This is a genomic window from Rhizobium sp. BK176 (genome assembly GCF_024808055.1).
This window is the reverse complement of sequence record NZ_JANUBV010000023.1, coordinates 28,170-46,584: the sequence shown is the minus strand read 5'-3', so window position 1 is coordinate 46,584 and position 18,415 is coordinate 28,170. Positions and strand designations below refer to the sequence as shown.

Sequence of the window (18,415 nt, the reverse complement as noted above, 5' to 3'; positions counted from 1 at the left end):
GGTTCACTCCAGAACCTGGACCTTTGAAGGGAGGATGACATGCTGCATCAGAAGATCGTCGAGTCGCCATTCAGGACGAGTTACGGCAACTTCATAGGGGGCGAGTGGCGCGAGCCTATCGAAGGACGCTATTTCGACAACGTCACCCCTGTCACCGGAGGCAAGCTTTGCGAGGTGGCGCGTTCGAGCGAACTCGACGTCAATGCCGCACTCGACGCCGCACATGCCGCCAGGCCGGGTTGGGCACGGACATCGGCGACCGAGCGATCCAATATCCTGATGAAGATCGCTCAGCGAATGGAAGACAAACTCGAGCTTCTGGCGCGAGCCGAGACGTGGGACAATGGCAAACCGATCCGCGAGACAATGGCGGCTGACATTCCGCTGGCTATCGACCACTTCAGATACTTTGCCTCCTGCATCCGCGCGCAGGAAGGCTCTATCGGCGAGATCGACCACGATACGGTTGCCTACCATTTTCACGAGCCGCTCGGCGTTGTTGGCCAGATCATACCCTGGAATTTTCCGATCCTGATGGCGGCGTGGAAACTCGCTCCCGCTCTTGCTGCCGGCAATTGCGTGGTCATCAAGCCAGCCGAACAGACGCCTGCATCCCTGCTCGTCTGGGCAGAGCTCGTCGGTGACCTGTTGCCTCCGGGCGTGCTCAACATTGTCAACGGGTTCGGCCTGGAGGCTGGAAAGCCGCTGGCCTCCAGTCCTCGCATCGCAAAGATCGCCTTTACCGGCGAAACGACGACGGGCCGACTGGTCATGCAATATGCGAGCCAGAACCTTATCCCGGTGACGCTTGAACTTGGCGGCAAATCGCCGAACATCTTCTTTGCCGATGTGATGAGTGAAGAGGACGATTTCCTGGATAAGGCACTCGAAGGCTTTGCTATGTTCGCGCTGAACCAGGGGGAGGTCTGCACGTGCCCCAGTCGCGCTCTGGTTCAGGAATCGATCTACGACCGTTTCATGGAGAAAGCCGTCAGGCGCGTCGAAGCCATCAGACAGGGAAATCCCCTGGACCAAGCGACGATGATCGGAGCCCAAGCCTCGAACGAGCAACTCGAGAAAATCCTTGCCTACCTGGATATTGGCAAGCAGGAGGGCGCCGAGGTCCTCGCAGGTGGATCGCGCAATGAACTCGGCGGTGAGCTCGCCAACGGCTACTACGTGAAGCCCACCATCTTCAGGGGGCATAACAAGATGCGCATCTTTCAGGAGGAAATCTTCGGGCCGGTCGTTGCTGTTACCACGTTCAAGGATGAGGCCGAGGCACTGGAGATTGCCAACGATACACTCTACGGGCTCGGTGCCGGCGTCTGGAGCCGTGACGCCAATCGTTGCTACCGGTTTGGCCGCAATATCGAGGCCGGACGGGTATGGACGAATTGCTATCACGCCTATCCTGCCCACGCCGCCTTCGGTGGCTACAAGCAGTCAGGCATCGGTCGCGAAACCCACAAGATGATGCTCGATCATTACCAGCAAACGAAAAACATGCTGGTGAGCTACAGCCCAAAGGCGCTCGGTTTCTTTTGAGGTCACTCCTGCGGCGAATGGCCCGCTCCACTGAAGGAGCGGGCCGGAAGAAGGAGGAGAAGGATGGAATTGAGCATGAAGGATGAGCCCCGTGTCATCGCGACGGACAACGCGATAGCATTGATTAAGGAGATCCGGCGGGATCATCCGGATATTCTGTTTCATCAGTCGGGCGGTTGTTGCGATGGCTCGTCGCCAATGTGCTACCCGTCGGGTGATTTCGTCGTCGGCGACCACGACATCAAGCTGGGGGAGATTGCCGGGGTCCCTGTCTATATCAGCGCCACCCAGTTCGAGGCGTGGAAGCACACGCAGCTGATCATAGACGTCGTTCCCGGTCGTGGCGGAATGTTCTCACTCGACAATGGACGGGAGAGGCGGTTCCTGACCCGGTCACGTCTTCTTGGGCGCACCCCGTGACGAGACGACCCGATCGCAGATTGCTGCTCTGGTCGACCGGATTGCGGGAACCGTCCATCAGACGACCGGAAACGGCGCCCGGGCGCAAGCGTGGAGCCGTTTTCCGGGCCGTATCATTTTGTTCAGCCCGCACGCGCCCGGTGAATTGATGATTTGCTCGCCCGTCGTTCCACCTGGTCCTTCCTCATCGCTCCCGGCACGTCGACTTGCGCGTGCCCGGGAAAGCATAGTGAAAATGTCTGACAATCGGAATAATCAATCCGGCCCGCGATATGAACTGAAACTGTATTTTCCGCGGCCTCTTGATATTTCGAAGAAGGGGTGCCATTTACCGCTCACCGCCCGTATCGACGGCCTGCAGACCTGCCCGCTGAGGCTGGTCGCGTTTGCTGTCCGGGAAAGAAAAGGCGCTCCCCGATCGGGTTGAGCGCCTTTTTCTTTTTGACATCCGCCACGGTTCGCCCGAAACAGGTAGGCCTCGACGGAGAAGCCTGCAAATGAACGACAATGTTATCCAATTCCGACGTCCAAAGCCGCCAAGGCCACCAAGGCCGCGTTTGCGGAAGCTTGCCATAGCAGCCGGCGTGCTTGCCCTGCTTGTCGCCGCCTGGGGGTACTTCACGCTTTTCGGTGCGCCGACCTGATCGACGACATCGGCGCCGCGGCTCGGGACAGCTCGGCGCGGTTCCTTGGGAACGTTCTTTTTCGTCGGGACTTTTCTCGGTGTCTTTCTCGTCACAGCATTGCGCTGTTCACTGCGTGCATCGTGCATGAGCATGTCCGGATGCGGCGGGATTCAGCCAGAATACCACTGCGCCAGAAATGTGCATCGACACCGAGAGAAGCTGATGAAATCGTCTGAACTCGACAATGTGGACCGCAAGATCCTTCAACTGCTGCAGGTGGATGGCTCCCTCAGCCACGCGGCGCTCGCGGAGCGCGTGGGTGCCTCCGCTGCCTCCTGCTGGCGTCGGATCAAGGCGCTCGAGGCATCCGGAATGCTTGGACCAACCGTCAGGCTTGTCAGCCCCGAGGCGGTCGGCCGCGGCCTGACCGTGTTCTGCCAGGTTCGCATGAAGTCGCATGATCCGGCCGCGAGGAGCGACTTCGAGCGTTTTGCCGAAAGTCACCAGGAAGTCCTCGAATGCTACTCGATGTCAGGAGACTGGGACTATCTCTTGCGTGTCGCTGTCGCTGACGTAAAGGACTACGAGCGCTTGCTCATGAAAGGCATACTGACACACCATGCGGTGGCAACGTCATCGTCGCATTTCGCGTTGAAACGGGTCAAATATTCGACGTCTGTCCCGGTTTGAAATGTGCAATGGACTAGTGGTCGTTCTGCTCGTCAATGACATCGCGCAAGGTCATGGCAGCCTCGGTTCGATTTCCAACGCCGAGCTTGGCCATGATCTGGGTCATATGATGCTTGATTGTCTTTTCATGCAACTCGAGCTTGCGGGCAACAAGTTTGTTGCTCATTCCCGACGCAACAAGGTGAAGCACCTCCTGCTCACGGTTTGTGAGCATTGAGATCGCGCTTTGCTTGCTCGGTTCGGGCGCGGCACGGTTGGACAGCAACCGTGCCGAAAGGGCCGGCGCCACATAGCTTTCACCATCTGCGACATTGCGAATGATTTCTGCAAGGGTTCTTGCCCCGACGCCTTTCAGGACATAGCCCTTCGCACCACGATCAAGTGCTGCCGTCACGTCGTCACTGGACTCCGACACGGTCAGCATGACGATCTTCTGCGTCGGTAGACGGTCCAGAATCGCGGAGATTGCATTCAAGCCGCCACCGGGCATCGAAATATCGAGGAGCAATACGTCGGGCTGCTGATCCTCTGCAACTTTGATGGCATCGTCCTTCGAGCTTCCTTCCGCGACGATCTTGAACCCCTCGATTTCTGACAGGCTCCGCGCCACTCCTTCCCTGAACAGCGGATGGTCATCGACCACTGCAACGCGGATTGCTGTTTTCATGACTGGCCGATCTCCTCAATCGTGACAGGTGGCACCGTGCTTTGGTAATCGAAGCCGGGGCCCGCATCGTCGGGCCGTCCAGTTTCGTCTGGACCGTGAACATTATTCCGATCGGCCTGCGCGTCAAACATTACGATGGTATGACGGTCCAGTTCAGACCATAGGTCCATGGCAGATCAGACCTTGGTCCTGCAAAGGCGGCCAGATTGGACTGACCGAGCGCCATCCCGCGGGCGCTTTTTGGCCGTTTCCGGAGAGACGCGGCCGGCGCCAAGCATTTGCCGAATCTCTCGAATCGAGCTAGTTCTCAAACTACGGAAATTTATCGAATTATCGCCATCTGGCGAAACAAGTGGCAAAACAATCATTCGCGAACGATGTCAGCATCTGGATCATTGAAGCGAACTGAGGGAAGAAACGTGAATCGGCATCTGAGCAGCCTCGACTTTATGCAGAGCTTTTCCACCAAATTGGAGCTTGCCCTGCAAAATCTTTCGATGGCGCAGTACCCACCTGACGCGCGCCGCGAGATGCGAAAATTCTCTTCGTCAGAGGTCGCAGGGCTTCTCGACGTGTCGGAAGCCTATATCAGGCAGATCGTTCTCAAGGAAAAAGGGCCAGCGCCCGAGACCACCACCAATGGCCGGCGCATGTACACGCTCGAGCAAATCCTCGAACTGCGCCTGATGCTCGCCGAAAAGGGCCGCAAAAAGTGGATGAACCCGAGACGCGTGGCCGGTGAAGAGTGCCAGATCCTCGCGGTCACCAACTTCAAGGGCGGATCGAGCAAGACGTCCACGACAATTCACCTTGGCCACTACCTCGCTCTGAAGGGCTATCGCGTCTTGGCAGTCGATCTCGATCCCCAGGCGTCACTGACCAGCCTGCATGGGATGCTTCCCGATTTCGATCCGCGCGAAGATGAGACGCTTTATGCGGCCATCCGCTTCACGGACCCGAAACCGACAAAGTCCCTCATCCACTCCACCCATATTGCTGGCTTCGATGTGATCTGTGCCGGTCTTGATCTGACCGAGTTCGAGACCGCGGTTGCACTCGAGATGCGCAAGAACGGGGGCACCAGCTTCCTGCTGCGCGTATCCCAGGCGCTTGAGCAGGTTGCCGATGATTATGACGTCATCCTGATGGATTCGGCCCCTTCCCTGAACTTCCTCACACTATCGTCCCTGACGGCTGCCACCGGCGTGATCATTCCGGTCCCCGCGCACATGCTGGACGTCGATTCAACGGGAAAGTTCCTGGAACTTGCTTCGTCCTACATGCAGATCCTGAGCGAGATGGGGACCTCTGCACAATGGGATTTTGCAAAGTTTCTCGTCACGAAGTTCGAGGCCAACGATCATCCACAAGCCAACATGACCGCATTGATGCGGCAGGTCTTCGGTGAGGACCTGCTGTTGAACATGGTAACCAAATCGACCGCGGTTGCCGATGCCCTGACCTGGAAGCAAAGCCTTTACGAGGTGCAGCGTTCGCGTTTCTCGGCACCCAAAACCTATGACCGAGCCATGGAGTCCATCAACGCTGCCAATGCCGAGATCGAGAAGCTGCTCTGGGCGGCATGGGGGCGCGAATGAGCCGCAAGGATTCCCGCGGAATGTTCGCCAACGTGCTCGGTCAGCTTGAGCAGCCGAGCGCCGCGCCGAGCGTGAAGCCCACCTCGTCCCCGCACCTCCTCAAGGTCGCGGCGGGGGTTCGGCAGATCCAGGAAAAAGGCGAGGCTCTCGACAGACTCCTGAAAGATGCAGACCATGTCGTGGACGTCGACCCGATTGACGTCGCGCCATCCTCGATCCCGGACCGCTTTGACGGCGCCTACGACGAGGCCGCAATCGAGGAAATAGCTGCGTCGATAAGGGAGCGCGGCCAGATCGTCCCCGGTCTCATCCGTCCTTTCAAGGGTGATGGTGCGCCCTATCAGATCGTGTTCGGGCGACGTCGCCTCGCCGCAGTCAAGATGCTTGGGTTGAAGTTCCGAGCAATCGTGCGTGACCTCAGCGATGAAGAAGCAATCATCTTTCAGGGCGAGGAGAACGCCAGCCGCAACGATCTGTCCTTTATCGAGAAATGTGCATTTGCGCTCTCGCAGGAGCAGGCAGGCTACCGGCGCGATGTCATCTGCGCATCACTTGCGACCGGAAAGTCGCATCTCTCCGAGATGCTGCGGATCGCAACGGCAATCCCGCGAGACGTTTTGGTGCAAATTGGTCCCTCGCCCGAGATTGGCCGTCGTCGCTGGATTGATTTCGCCGATGCATTCGCCGCCAGCCCGGGCGGGGCAGACCGTATCCGCCAGGCGCTCGGCCAGGACAGACATGGCGGCCCCAAGGATCGGTTTGCCGTCGCTCTCGCGGCTCTGAAGTCCGAAGCTGGCCCGGCGTCCTCACTGAAAGCCGCCACCGAAATTCGCGCAAACGGTTTTCTGATTGCGACTGTCAGTCATGCCAAGTCTGGGTCGAAGATCAGCTTCAACAAAGCGGTTGCGCCCAGTTTTATCGATTTTCTCAACGATCGCATGGAGTCGCTTCACAGCGAGTTCGTTCAGTCGACACAACGCAACAGCAAAGGATGATCATCGCAAAAGAAAAAAGCTCCCGAACGTTGCCGTCGCGGAAGCCCTTCTCATAGGTTAGCAGCTAGAGAATCGCATTTCCGTGAATCCCTGTCAAGTATGGGCACCTTTTTGGTGAGTGGATTTCTTTTGCCTTCGTCAAGGTGAAGGTGATGGAAACAGGACATGTGACGACGCCTTTCGGGCGGCGGCCGATGACGCTTGGCATGCTCTCCAGCCAGAAGGCGGCGAGCGAGCTCAAGCCCGATCAATCGGTCGACAAATGGAAGATTTACAGGGCGCTTTGCGAGGCAAAGCCACTGCTCGGCGTAACCGACCGGGCGCTGGCGGTCCTCAACGCCCTGCTCAGCTTCTACCCGGCAAATCTCCTTTCCGAGGAAAGCGGTCTTGTCGTCTTTCCGTCAAACAGCCAGCTTTCGCTGCGTTCGCACGGCATGGCGGAGCAGACCATCCGTCGCCATCTCGCCGTGCTTGTCGAGGCCGGCCTGATCATCCGCAAGGATAGTCCGAACGGGAAGCGGTACGCGCGCAGAAACAAGGAGGGCTCGGTCGGAGATGCGTTCGGTTTCTCCCTCGCTCCCTTGATCGTCCGGGCTGAGGAAATCGAGGCGCTGGCAGCTGAGGTCGCGGCGGAACGGCTGCATTTGCAAAGACTGCGCGAACAGTTCACCCTCTGCCGCCGGGATGTTTCCAAACTGATCGAGACCGCGATCGACGAGGAGCTTCCGGGCGACTGGGAAACGGCCTTCACCTATTTCCGTGAAATTGTCGACGCCGTGCCGAGAACGCCGGCAGCCGATGAAATAGCCGCAGCGCTGGAGGCAATGCAGATCTTGCGTGACGATATTGCCAACAGGCTGGAAACATTGTTGAAAGCAAAAAAACCGAGCGGCAATCCCGCCCGAAATGAACGGCACATACAGAATTCAAACCCCGACTCTATTTTTGATCTTGAACCCGCTTTTGAAAGAAAGCAGGAGGCAAATCCGGCGTCCCCGATTGAGCCCCCCGCTGAAAGGACGAGACAGAGATCAGATGGGCGCAGTGGGGTCAATCCGCAGGAGCGCGCCGGCAACGACAATTCGTTAAAGTCGTTCCCGCTCGGAATGGTTCTGCAGGCCTGCCCGGATATGGCAGGCTATGGCCCCGGGGGCTCGATTACCAATTGGCGAGACATGATGGCGGCAGCGGTTGTGGTTCGGGGCACCCTCGGTGTCAGTGCGTCAGCGTACGAGGACGCGTGCAACACGATGGGACCGGAGAACGCAGCGACCGTTATGGCGTGCATTCTCGAACGAGGCGGACACATCAATTCAGCTGGCGCATATCTGCGTGATCTGACGCGAAGGGCAGAGCGCGGCGAGTTCTCGATCGGTCCAATGTTGATGGCACTGGTTCGTGCACGAGGGGCCGGATCGCGCCGGGCCGGGTGAGGTCGACCTCGTGTCTCGAATAAGGCTGAACAGCTGGATGTGCTGGGACGAAGATCGATGCCTCGCCAACGGAACGGACACGATGCGAATAGGTCGCAACGTTGAATTGCTGTCGAAGCGGCCAGGGAGATGGGGCCGCCTGCGTGTGCCGAGGATCTTGGACCGACCCAAGCAGGGCCGGTCTTTAACGTGCATAGAGCTTTTAGGCTGGGCGCTTGTGAAGCGGTACGGCCCTGTGCCAGTTCTCGAGGATCCGGCCATCGGTATGGGACTGCGTCGCCCAGCGAATCCCGTTCGAAATCACCTTGTGCACGGTCTTGTCGTGGTAGATCGGATAAGTCTCGTGCCCAGGACTGAAGAAGAAGATGCGACCGCGGCCACGTCGGAATGTGCATCCGCTGCGGAACACCTCACCCCCAGAGTACCACGAGATAAAAACCAGTTCGTCGGGTGGAGGAATGTCGAAGGGTTCGCCGTACATTTCGGAAGCATTGACTTCGAAATAAGGGGGCAGCCCCTCGGCGATCGGATGGGATGGATCAACGACCCATACCCGCTCGAGATCCCCTTGTGGCGTTTCGCGCCAGGAGAGGTTTGCGTTGGTTCCCATCAAACGGCGAAACAGCTTCGAGTGATGGCCGGAATGAAGAACGAGCAGACCCATTCCCTTGAGGACACGTTGCTGGATCCGGTCGATCAGCGCGTCGCTTACCTCTTCATGCGCCATGTGCCCCCACCACAGAAGGACATCGGTGTCGTTGAGAAGAATGTCCGGCAATCCCTCATGCGGGTCATCGAGCGTTCCCCTGCGTATCTCGAAGTCGGCATTGGCGATCCCGGTCGCAATCGCGCCGTCGATACGGTCGGGATAGATTTCCTGAACCTCCTTGTGGAGTTGCTCGTGGCGGCCTTCGTTCCAGATGGTGACCTTGATTGTCATGGTATCCTCGATGTTATGAAGCTTTTGCCGGGCGAATGACGCGGCCGGCGGAATCGAACAGGTGGCAGGCGGAGGTGTCGACCGCCAGGGACACGCGATCGCCCGGTCGCACTGTGATGTCACCTTCGGAGCGGACAACAATCGGCTGTTCCTGCGAACCGACAGTCATGTATGTCTCGACGCCCAGCCGCTCGACGATCATGACCTCGGCCGAAAAGTCCCCCTGCCCTACCGCTGCGATCTTCAGGTGCTCAGGCCGGATGCCAAGAGTAGCCTCACCCTGTGGCACTATCCCACTCGCGTCCGTCAGGTCGAGCGAGAGACCAAACGGGCTCCGGACATGGGCCTGACCGGCGGTCGATCTGGTGATCGCGATCGGGATAGTGTTCATCTTCGGGGAGCCGATGAAAGTCGCAACGAATTCATTGTCAGGCTGATGGTAGAGCGTCATTGGAGCACCCTGCTGGGCAACGACACCTTTGTTGAGGACGACGATACGATCGGCCATGGTCATCGCCTCGACCTGGTCATGCGTCACGTAAACGACGGTTGCCTTCAGCTCGCGATGCAGGCGCTGCAATTCGGCACGCATCTGCACGCGCAGGGCGGAATCGAGATTGGACAAGGGCTCATCGAACAAGATCAGTGACGGCTTCTTGATGATGGCCCGACCGATCGCAACGCGCTGGCGCTGGCCGCCGGACAGGGCGGCCGGCCGACGATCGAGATAGTCGGTCAGTTGCAGGATCTCGGCGACCCCCTCGACCTGCCGGCGGATTTCGGCCTCCGGAACCTTCTTCAGGCTCAGTGAGAAGCCGATGTTCTCGGCCACGGTCATGTGCGGATAAAGGGCGTAGGATTGGAAGACCATGGCGATGCCACGCTTGTCGGGCGGCACGTCGTTGATCCGCTTGCCGTCAAGCATGAGATCGCCGTCGTCAATGCCCTCAAGACCGGCGATCATGCGCAGCAAAGTCGATTTTCCGCAGCCGGACGGGCCGACGAAAACCGCGAATTCGCCGTCTTCCACCGTGATGTCGACGCCCTTGATGACCTCCAAAGCGCCGTAGAATTTGCGAACGTTCCTGAGATTGATCATCGTAATGTACTTTCTGGTGTCAGCCTTTGACGCCGCCGGCAAATGTTTGCACGAGGAAGCGACGCGCAAAGCCGAAGGCTACGACTGCCGGCAGGAGGTAGATAAACGCGAGTGCCGCAAGCAGCCCGTAGTCTATCTCGTTGATGCGCAGAAATGCGCGGAACAGGCCGAGTGGCAGGGTCTGCAATTCCGGCGAAGAGAGGAAAATCAGCGGCAGCAGGAAGTCGCCCCAGGCAGACATGAAGGCGAACAGTCCGGCGGCAGCCAACCCCGGCAGCGCCAGCGGGATCAGCACACGGCGAATGCGCTGTATCAGGGTGGCGCCGTCCATCAGTGCCGCCTCTTCGTAGTCGCGTGGCAGACCGTCGAAGAACGTCTTCATGATCCAAAGGGCCAATGGCAGCTGCATTGTTGCAAGCACGAGGATCAAGCCGAGATAACCATCGATGAAACCGGTCCAGCGCATGATCGGTCGAGTGTATTCGCCGAAGATCGGCCTCAGAATGGCACCTTCAGCATTGTTCAATGTCAAAAGGAACTTGTAGAGCGGCACAACGAGCGCCGTCGGCGGAAGGACACGGATCAATAGGATGGCATAGAGAAACGGCAGCTTCCACCACGCTCGGGTTCGCGACAGCGCGTAGCCGCCAAGGCCGGCCAGCACCATCACCAGCACGGTCGCTCCACCGACAACGAAGAGCGAGTTGAACAGCCACTTCGCGCCGTCCTCCTTGGTAAACACGCGCAAGTAGTTCGCAAAGCTCCATTGCTCGGGCCAGCGAAGGAACAGCTGCGCGTTGCCGTCGAAGGAGGCGAGAAGCACCCAGAAGAAGGGAACGGCGCAAAAGATCGAGATCAGAGACAGCGTTGCGTAGGCAAGCAGGTCCGATCGGGTCTTGTTGGCATTTTCGCTCGGCGAGATCACTGCCATGTTAGACTTCCACCTTCATGGCCCTGACATAGCCGACGCCGAGAACCAGCGAGATCAGTAGTGCTACGACGGCGACAGCTGCGCCATAACCGAGTTGGAACGCTGTGAAGGATTGATTGTAAATGTAGATGCTGACCAGCTCCGTCGCCCCGCCGGGGCCACCGCGGGTCAGTGCGTAGACGAGGCCGAAGACGGCGATGGTCGAGACGGCGGAGATCAGCATATAGAGAAGGATCGTCGGCATCATCAGCGGCAAGGTGATGCGGCGGAACATCTGTGAAGGCGTTGCGCCATCCATACGGGCGGCCTCATATATCTCGTTTGGGATGGTGCTCAGACCAGCAGTCAACAGGATCATCGCCGTCGCGATGCCGCGCCACGTGTTGACGATGATGATCATCGACAGCGGAAAGATCTGCAACCAGTCGGCCGGCGTCACGCCGAAGAAGCTGACGATGCGGCTGAGCGTTGCCTGCTCGCCTCCGGCCAGCATCGAAATCCACATAAAGCCTGCAACCACCTCTGGTGCTGCGTTCGGAAGAAGGATGATCGAGGAGAAGAGGCGGCGGAAATGGATACGACGACGCAGCGCCATCGCCGAGACGAGGCCAAGCACGAATTGTCCGATGACTGCGGAGCCGACGACGAACAGGAAGGTGACGAGCAAGGAGTTCCAGAACTTCGCGTCGTTCAGAAGCCGCGCATAGTTGCGAATACCGACGAAGCGCGGCCGCCCCAGTCAGCGCTTCATTGGTGAAGCTTAGGTAGATGGAGTAAAGCGCGGGATAGATCACGAAGGCCAGAAGCAGTGCAAGCGAGGGCAGCAGGATCAGAAGAAGCTGCCGTTCGGCGCGCCTTTCGTGGACGTTTCTGGCCATTGAAAGCTCTATAACTCATTTCGGAAGGGAAATCTGGAAACGCGGGCGGGCCCGCGTTTCCCTCGCAATGAGTAAGTAGACGCTTACTTTATGACCTCGTCGCCGAGCGTTTCCTTGACGTAGTCGACCAGGATTTTCTGTGCGCCGGCAGCATCGGTTTCCTTACGCAGGAGCGCTTCCGTTGCGCGGGCAACACCTTCGGAAACGGTGCCGAAGCCGGAAGCCTGCTTAAGGAAGGTGCCGTTCTCCGCCGCGGCATGGATCGGAACGAGTTCCGTCAGCTTCTGGAAGTCGGCGTTCTTCGCCGCATCCTTGCTGGACGGGATGTTGCCGATACGGGCCGCGTAAGAAACCTGTGTCTCCACCGAACCAATCTCCATCAGAGCCTTCTTGGCGAGTTCCACGTTGGCGGACTTGGAGTTGACGGCCCATGGGGCTGCCAGGTTGGCGAGAACATACTGACCGCCGGTTTGGCCGGGAACGGTCCAGGTGCCGACAACCTTGGTCACCTCAGGAATGGGGTTCTTGCTTTCACGACCCCAGTCGAAAATATAGCACCAGGAACCGCAAGTGGTTGCGGCCAGTTTGCCGGCCGGGAACATCTGATACTTTGGCACAACCCAGGGTTCAGGTCCGAGCAACGGCTGCGTTGGCATCAGGTCGTTGTCGATCAGCTGCTTGTAGACATCAAAAACATCCTTGATGCCCTCACCATTCAAATCGAGCTTACCGTTGGCATCAACGAGCTGCGGCGTCTTGGAACCGACGACCAGATGCTGAAAGCCTTCGTCGAAGGCGCCGCTTCCCCAGGAAACGCCGGCCGGGAAGAGCAGACCATATGCGCCGGTCTTCTTCTTGATTTCAGCGGCGCGATCGAGCAGTTCCTTCCAGGTCTTCGGCTGCTCGGTGGAGATGCCGGCCTTATCGAGAACGTCCTTGCGATAGTAGATTTCCTGAATGCCAAGCATGAACGGCATCACATAGGTTTCGCCATCCGGGCTGACGGCCAGCTGCTTGGCGACATCATAGAAATTGGCGTAGCCGTCCCATGCCTTGATTTCCTTGGTCACCGGCGCGAGGTAACCGGCCTCGACCATGTCAGCGACAGCGGCCGTCGTCGGGATGGAAAAGAGGTCCGGGGCGTTGCCGGCGCCGAGCTCGGTCAACAGCTTCGTCAGATAATCCTTGTCAGGCGCAGGGTATTCGACGACCTCGACGGTTACACCGTATTTCTTTTCGATCTTCTCGACCGTCGACTTCATGGCGTCGATGCCGGCCTGACCGTGATTGGCAATTCGGATTGTCTCGGCATGCGCCAGCGTGGAAACAGCGCCGAGCAGAATGGCGCACAGGCCACCAATGACCGTCTTCTTCAACGGAAGTCCTCCCTTTTGGTTCGCGGCGCCCTCCAGCACCACAGTCAAAAATGTACACGCATTCTTATTACTGGCAAGATGGATTTTAATGCGTTTTTTCATCTAACGCTAACACATTGAAAAGACGAGTTTTAATAAATCTTGTCTTCATTCGTTCATTTGTGTAACCGTATACACACTGCATTCGGGAGGATTTTGGATGTCACAAAAATTGCGGCTTGGCGTCATTGGCGCAGGCCTGAAGGCGGCCGAGTATGCGGCAAGCTGGGCACGCATGCCCGAGATCGAATTTGTCGCGCTTGCCGATACGATGCCTTCCTCCAGAAAGCGCCTGATTGACGTATGCGTTGCCGCTGGAGCAGGCGCGCCGAAGAGCTTCGACGACTACCGAGAGATGTTGGCTTCCTGCCGAACGGAGCTGGATGTCGTCTATGTCTCGACGCCGCATGCGTTTCACGGTGAGCAGGCAACGGCTGTCGCGGAAGCCGGCCTCGACCTCTTCCTTGAAAAGCCGATGGTGACGACGGTGGCGGAAGCCGAACGGCTGATTGGGGCGCAGAAGAAGAGCGGTGTGACCATCGTAACCGCTTTCCAGGGCGGTCTTTCGCCCCTCGTGATCGATACGCGCAAACGGGCGCTTGCCGGGGAGTTCGGCCACCTGATTGCAATATCGGGGATGATCTGGGAAAGCTGGTCCGGCAACTATGACGGTCACTGGAAGCAACAGCCGGAGATTTCCGGCGGCGGTTTCATGTTCGACACCGGCGCCCACATGATGAACACTGTCTGCCTGCTGGCCAACTCGGACTTCGAGAGCGTGTCGGCCTATATGAACAATCACGGCAAGGAGGTCGACATTGCCACCGCGGTTTCGGCCCGCCTCAAGAACGGCGCGCTGGCGACGCTGACGGCTGCCGGCGAGGGTCCTCCCGGCTGCGCTTCCTACATCACCCTCTTCTATTCGAAAGCAATCGTTCGCATCGATGCCTGGGGCGGATGGCGCGAGATCAGCGTCGGGCGAAACGCCGAGCCGCGAGAAGAGGCGGAAATTCTCGGCAATCCGATGAAAAACTTCCTCGCCATTCGCGAAGGGACAATGGAAAACACCGGCTCCGTTGAAATGGGCCTGCGATTCGCTAGGCTCTGGGATGCAATCAAGGAATCGGCTGCGGCAGACGGGCTCCCCGTCCGGATCTCCGCGCCATAGACGGGGAAATGTAGAAATGAGCAAGCGACGGGTCACCTCGAAGGAACTGGCAAAGCTTGCTGGGGTGTCGTCTGCGACGATCTCGCGTGCCTTCTCGCCGGATTCCAGAATCGGAAGTGCAACGCGCGACCGCATCCTGGCCGTTGCTCGCGAGTATGGATACCAGCCGAATGCCATTGCGCGCTCGCTCAACAACCAGCGATCGAGGCTGGTGGCGCTGGTTGTCAACGCAATCGGCAATCCGTGCGAAGCAGAAGAGCAGCAACTACTCGTTCATCGCCTCCAGGCCAGGCAACTTCTGCCTATCATTCTGTGTTGTGCCGACCACGATGATCGGCTGCAGCTCATGCGCTTAGCCTCGACCTATCAGGTAGATCATGTCGTCGTCTTCTCCGACATGGTCTCGATGCAGGACGCGATCGACATCTTCCATACGACGAAGCCGATTATCGTCTCCTTTGAACCGCTCGACAATGAGATGGTCTCAAGCGTCCGGATAGACGGATCGGCCGCTGCTGACGAGATTATCGGCAAGATTGTCGGTGATGGGAAGAAGCGGTTCGCCTACCTCGCGGGAACGAAGTCAAGCTGGATCGACAAGCTGAGGCGCAGGTGGTTTGTCGAGGCCTTGGCCAAGCGCGGCCTGACGCTACAGGCCGAAGCCTTTGGCGACTACAGCTACGATTCCGGTTTCAAGGAGGCTGTTTTGCTTCTTCACCGCGCCAAGGTGGATGCCATCATCTGCGGCAACGACGTCATGGCAATTGGTGCGCGCGATGCGGCACGGCGCGTACTCGGGAAGAGCACGCCAGATGATATTGCCATCGTTGGACAGGACGGAATCGCGATGGCGGCATGGGATTGCAATGACCTGACGACGCTGAGCCTCGACCACGCGGCATTTATCGACGCGGTGATCGAGCTCATCGAGCGCCATGATGCCGAACTAGAAGGCCCCCACAGCATTACTCTGACCTGCACGGCCCGCTGGGGCTCGACTGCGTAGGAAAGAGCTATCGAGATCGCGCGACCACAACGTCTTCCGCCTCTTGGCGGCTCATACCAAGAACAGCCCTGCCTATGTCGAAGCTGAAACCGTTGCGTGCGAACGCGGCCATCTCCTTGGTCACGCGGTCGCGATCGCCGTCGCCTCGCCGAAATGGCCCGAAGGCGCGTTTGCGCGCGAAGACCACGGCGGCCAGCAAGTCGTCTGCTTCATCGAGCGCGGCGGTGATGGTTTCTCGATGGACACCCTTTTGTGACAGTTTCTGAGCGATGTGTCGCTTCGATCTGCCACTTCGAACCCCGGAGCGCGTCCTGATTTCAGCATAGACAGTATCGTTCAGCCCCGCATGCTTGTAGGCGAACGCGACGGCAAAGTCCGCAATCGCCTTGAGTTGCACCTCGCTGATGTCTGTGAATTTTTGCTTCGCCTTACGGATGATGGCATCGAACAGTTGTCTTTCCGTCATCATCTGCCGCTCGAGCCGATAGATCGTCGAGTTTCTGGCCCAGCTCAGCATGCGTGCAGTCGGGATATCGGATGGTGTCGGCTCGTTGCTCACGATTGAATGGCGTCCTTGTTGCTTATCTGTGAGAGGAGCCAAGCCGTGAACGCCAGGCCGAGCGTATGTTCTCGCTTACCATCCGGCGTCACCACATAGTAGTTGTTCTCGGTCGACATCGGTCGGTCGACAACGATTTTGAGTTTTCCGGAGCTCAGCTCCTGTTCGATCAGATATAGTGGCAGAAGCGCAAACCCCAGTGCCATTGAGGCTGCTTCGATGATCATCGAAAACTGGTCGAACCGGTTGCCTCGATAAGACGGATCGGCGTCGATGTCGCAGTGTTCGAACCACTGGCGCCAAAGTCTCGGGCGCGTCGCCAGATGCAGGAGAGGCTTGTCTACAAGTTCCGCTGCGCTCGCGACTGGATCAGATTTCAGCAGGCTCGGGCTGGCAACCGGAACGATCTTTTCGTCGCAGAGAAAGGTGCAGGTTGCGCGTGCCCAAATCGGCTGGCCGTAGTGAATGGCAAGATCAAAGCCTTCCTCCTCAAAGTCGAACGGCTCTGAGCGAGAGGCTATGTCGACGAGGGAACCTGGATGGATCGCCAGAAAATTTGGCAGCCGAGGCGTCAGCCAGCGGCTGCCGAATGTCGGCAAGGTGGCGATCGAAAGGGTTGCCGTGGCGCCGGAAGCCGCCCGGATCATCATCTCTTCCGTCTGGTGCAGGAGACGTCGTGCCTCCGGCAAAAGCCGCTTGCCGGCTTCCGACAGGATCGCTCGCTGCCGCACGCGTTCGAACAGGAGGACACCGAGCTGCGTTTCAAGGTCCTTGATTTGCCGGCTGACGGCGCTTTGCGTCAGGTTCAGTTCGAGGGCTGCCCTGGTGAAGTTGCCGTGGCGGGCGGCTGACTCGAAGGACTGCAGTGTAGTCAAGTCAGGCATAAGCTTTCGAGGCAAGGTCATTCCGAAACCGCATCATCTTAGCTTCATTTATCGTTATTCATCTACTCCACGCGCGATATGATCGCAATCCAGAATGAACTCTTCCAACTGGCACTGTGAGATAAATATGTCGACCAGAAGTTTCGTTTCTTCCTGCAGCATCCGCTCTGCATTTTCCGCGGCTATGTCTGCCATGTATCGGACCGAGGTGCCGGCCTACGGCACGCTGATGAATATCGTGGCCAGGGTAAACACGGCAACGCTCAACGCCGATCCGGCGCTTAAGCAGAGGCTTGAAGAAACCGATTCCCTGGAGCGTGTATCGGAAGAGCGACACGGCGCGATCCGTCTTGGGACGGCTGCAGAACTTGCGATGATGCGGCGCGTCTTCGCCGTTATGGGCATGTTTCCGGTCGGCTACTACGACCTTAGCGAGGCCGGGGTGCCGGTCCATTCCACCGCGTTCCGGCCGGTGGGCGATGCGGCCTTGAAGCGCAATCCGTTCCGCGTCTTCACCTCTCTCCTGCGTCTCGATCTGATTGCTGACGAGGCACTTCGCGCCGAAGCCGAGACGATCCTGCAGAAGCGTCAGATCTTCACCGCCGGTGCTGCCGAACTGACGGAAAAGGCCGAACAGCAAGGCGGTCTCGACGCGGACGATGCCAATCGCTTCGTTGCCGAGGTTCTGGAGACTTTCCGTTGGCACAATCAGGCCGATGTCGACCTCGCCATGTACAAGCGCCTGCATGATGCGCACCGGCTGATCGCCGATGTTGTCTCCTTCAAGGGCCCGCACATCAATCACCTGACTCCGCGCACGCTCGATATCGACGAAGTACAGCGCCTGATGCCGGAATATGGCATTGCGCCAAAGGCCGTTGTCGAGGGTCCGCCAAGCCGGCGCTGTGCCATTCTGTTGCGGCAGACGTCGTTCAAGGCGCTCGAGGAAGCCGTCTCTTTCCAGGGTGCGGATGGGACCTGGCAGCAAGGAACACATACGGCTCGTTTCGGCGAGATCGAAAGCCGCGGTATCGCCCTGACGCCGAAGGGCCGCGGCCTTTACGACAAGCTTTTGACGGAGTCGCGCAAGGTGGTGCGCCCGGCAGCCGATGGCTCGAACGCGAGAGCTTATGAAAAGGCGCTCGCCGATGCGTTCGTGCCTTTCCCTGACAGTTGGGCCGAAATTCGCGACCAGGGCCTTGGTTACTTCCGCTACTCGCTCACCCCAAAGGGCCAAAGCACGATTGCCTCGGCTGATGTGACCATTGATCAGCTCGTGGCGGATGGTCTCGTCTGCTTCGACCCGATCGTCTACGAGGACTTCCTGCCCGTCAGCGCGGCTGGCATCTTCCAATCCAACCTCGGCGACGAGGCGGCGCAGGATTTTACCGCAAACCCCAACCAGCAGCGCTTCGAGCGCGATCTCGGTGCCTCGGTTCTTAACGAATTCGACCACTACGCCGGTATCGAGGCGCAATCGATCGCTGAGTGCCGCGCCCTTCTGACCGCGGCGCAAGCGGCTGAATAAAGCGACAGCTGAAACCGACAATCCTCCAGA

The 18,415-nt window shown here is 58.6% G+C and carries 17 protein-coding genes and 1 pseudogene; 10 read left to right on the top strand and 8 right to left on the bottom strand.

Annotated features, from left to right (window positions below; genetic code table 11):
* The first annotated feature begins 39 nt into the window (after window positions 1–39).
* The 4 genes from adh (at window position 40) to FHT76_RS35145 (ending at window position 3,284) form a co-directional block, all read left to right on the top strand.
* Complete coding sequence (gene adh / locus FHT76_RS35160; protein WP_183758132.1) at window positions 40–1,548, top strand: aldehyde dehydrogenase; 1,509 nt, start codon at window positions 40–42, stop codon at window positions 1,546–1,548.
* A gap of 75 nt (window positions 1,549–1,623) precedes the next feature.
* Window positions 1,624–1,968, top strand: coding sequence for a DUF779 domain-containing protein (locus FHT76_RS35155; RefSeq protein WP_405049327.1), 345 nt, complete (start codon window positions 1,624–1,626; stop codon window positions 1,966–1,968).
* Between the two features lie 497 nt (window positions 1,969–2,465).
* A complete protein-coding gene (locus FHT76_RS35150; protein ID WP_183758128.1) occupies window positions 2,466–2,612 on the top strand; it encodes a hypothetical protein in 147 nt (48 codons plus the stop codon).
* A gap of 204 nt (window positions 2,613–2,816) precedes the next feature.
* Window positions 2,817–3,284: an Lrp/AsnC family transcriptional regulator gene (locus FHT76_RS35145; protein WP_183758127.1), complete on the top strand. Its 468-nt coding sequence runs from the start codon at window positions 2,817–2,819 to the stop codon at window positions 3,282–3,284.
* 13 nt (window positions 3,285–3,297) lie between these two features.
* Here FHT76_RS35145 and FHT76_RS35140 read toward each other — a convergent pair whose 3' ends face one another.
* Window positions 3,298–3,951 carry a response regulator transcription factor gene (locus tag FHT76_RS35140; RefSeq protein WP_183758125.1) on the bottom strand — a complete coding sequence of 218 codons (654 nt, stop codon included), beginning with the start codon at window positions 3,949–3,951 and terminating at the stop codon, window positions 3,298–3,300.
* Between the two features lie 419 nt (window positions 3,952–4,370).
* On the opposite strand from FHT76_RS35140, the gene repA reads away from it, so the two are divergent.
* The 3 genes from repA to repC all read left to right on the top strand — a co-directional run bounded on the left by repA (window position 4,371) and on the right by repC (window position 7,977).
* The gene (gene repA / locus FHT76_RS35135) at window positions 4,371–5,549 is read left to right on the top strand and encodes a plasmid partitioning protein RepA (protein WP_183758123.1); all 1,179 of its coding nucleotides are present in this window, start codon (window positions 4,371–4,373) and stop codon (window positions 5,547–5,549) included.
* Window positions 5,546–6,544, top strand: a complete 999-nt coding sequence (gene repB / locus FHT76_RS35130; protein WP_183758121.1) for a plasmid partitioning protein RepB — start codon at window positions 5,546–5,548, stop codon at window positions 6,542–6,544. Before repA ends, repB begins: the two co-directional genes overlap by 4 nt.
* 152 nt (window positions 6,545–6,696) lie before the next feature.
* Window positions 6,697–7,977 (top strand): plasmid replication protein RepC, encoded by a 1,281-nt coding sequence (gene repC / locus FHT76_RS35125; RefSeq protein WP_183758119.1) that lies wholly within the window; start codon window positions 6,697–6,699, stop codon window positions 7,975–7,977.
* 202 nt (window positions 7,978–8,179) lie between these two features.
* On the opposite strand, the gene FHT76_RS35120 is transcribed toward repC, so the two are convergent.
* The 5 genes and pseudogenes from FHT76_RS35120 to FHT76_RS35100 all read right to left on the bottom strand — a co-directional run bounded on the left by FHT76_RS35120 (window position 8,180) and on the right by FHT76_RS35100 (window position 13,201).
* The gene (locus FHT76_RS35120; protein WP_183758117.1) at window positions 8,180–8,917 is read right to left on the bottom strand and encodes a ThuA domain-containing protein; all 738 of its coding nucleotides are present in this window, start codon (window positions 8,915–8,917) and stop codon (window positions 8,180–8,182) included.
* A 13-nt stretch (window positions 8,918–8,930) separates the two neighbouring features.
* Window positions 8,931–10,016 carry an ABC transporter ATP-binding protein gene (locus FHT76_RS35115; RefSeq protein WP_183758115.1) on the bottom strand — a complete coding sequence of 362 codons (1,086 nt, stop codon included), beginning with the start codon at window positions 10,014–10,016 and terminating at the stop codon, window positions 8,931–8,933.
* A 19-nt stretch (window positions 10,017–10,035) separates the two neighbouring features.
* Window positions 10,036–10,947, bottom strand: coding sequence for a carbohydrate ABC transporter permease (locus tag FHT76_RS35110; protein WP_183758113.1), 912 nt, complete (start codon window positions 10,945–10,947; stop codon window positions 10,036–10,038).
* A gap of 1 nt (window position 10,948) precedes the next feature.
* A pseudogene (locus FHT76_RS35105) lies at window positions 10,949–11,825 on the bottom strand (carbohydrate ABC transporter permease).
* 83 nt (window positions 11,826–11,908) lie between these two features.
* On the bottom strand, window positions 11,909–13,201 hold the full coding sequence (locus FHT76_RS35100; protein WP_183758109.1) for an ABC transporter substrate-binding protein: 1,293 nt from the start codon (window positions 13,199–13,201) through the stop codon (window positions 11,909–11,911).
* A gap of 199 nt (window positions 13,202–13,400) precedes the next feature.
* Between FHT76_RS35100 and FHT76_RS35095 the strand changes: the two genes are divergently transcribed.
* A complete protein-coding gene (locus FHT76_RS35095; protein WP_183758107.1) occupies window positions 13,401–14,408 on the top strand; it encodes a Gfo/Idh/MocA family protein in 1,008 nt (335 codons plus the stop codon).
* A 16-nt stretch (window positions 14,409–14,424) separates the two neighbouring features.
* Entirely contained in the window at window positions 14,425–15,414 is a 990-nt protein-coding gene (locus FHT76_RS35090; RefSeq protein WP_183758105.1) for a LacI family DNA-binding transcriptional regulator, read from the top strand.
* Window positions 15,415–15,421: 7 nt separating this feature from the next.
* On the opposite strand, the gene recX is transcribed toward FHT76_RS35090, so the two are convergent.
* Both recX and FHT76_RS35080 read right to left on the bottom strand, forming a co-directional pair.
* The gene (gene recX / locus FHT76_RS35085) at window positions 15,422–15,973 is read right to left on the bottom strand and encodes a recombination regulator RecX (protein WP_259186335.1); all 552 of its coding nucleotides are present in this window, start codon (window positions 15,971–15,973) and stop codon (window positions 15,422–15,424) included.
* Entirely contained in the window at window positions 15,970–16,878 is a 909-nt protein-coding gene (locus FHT76_RS35080) for a LysR family transcriptional regulator (RefSeq protein ID WP_183758103.1), read from the bottom strand. The genes recX and FHT76_RS35080 overlap by 4 nt, the downstream gene beginning before the upstream one ends.
* Before the next feature lie 106 nt (window positions 16,879–16,984).
* Between FHT76_RS35080 and FHT76_RS35075 the strand changes: the two genes are divergently transcribed.
* Entirely contained in the window at window positions 16,985–18,385 is a 1,401-nt protein-coding gene (locus FHT76_RS35075) for a VOC family protein (RefSeq protein ID WP_259186334.1), read from the top strand.
* Window positions 18,386–18,415: the final 30 nt, after the last annotated feature.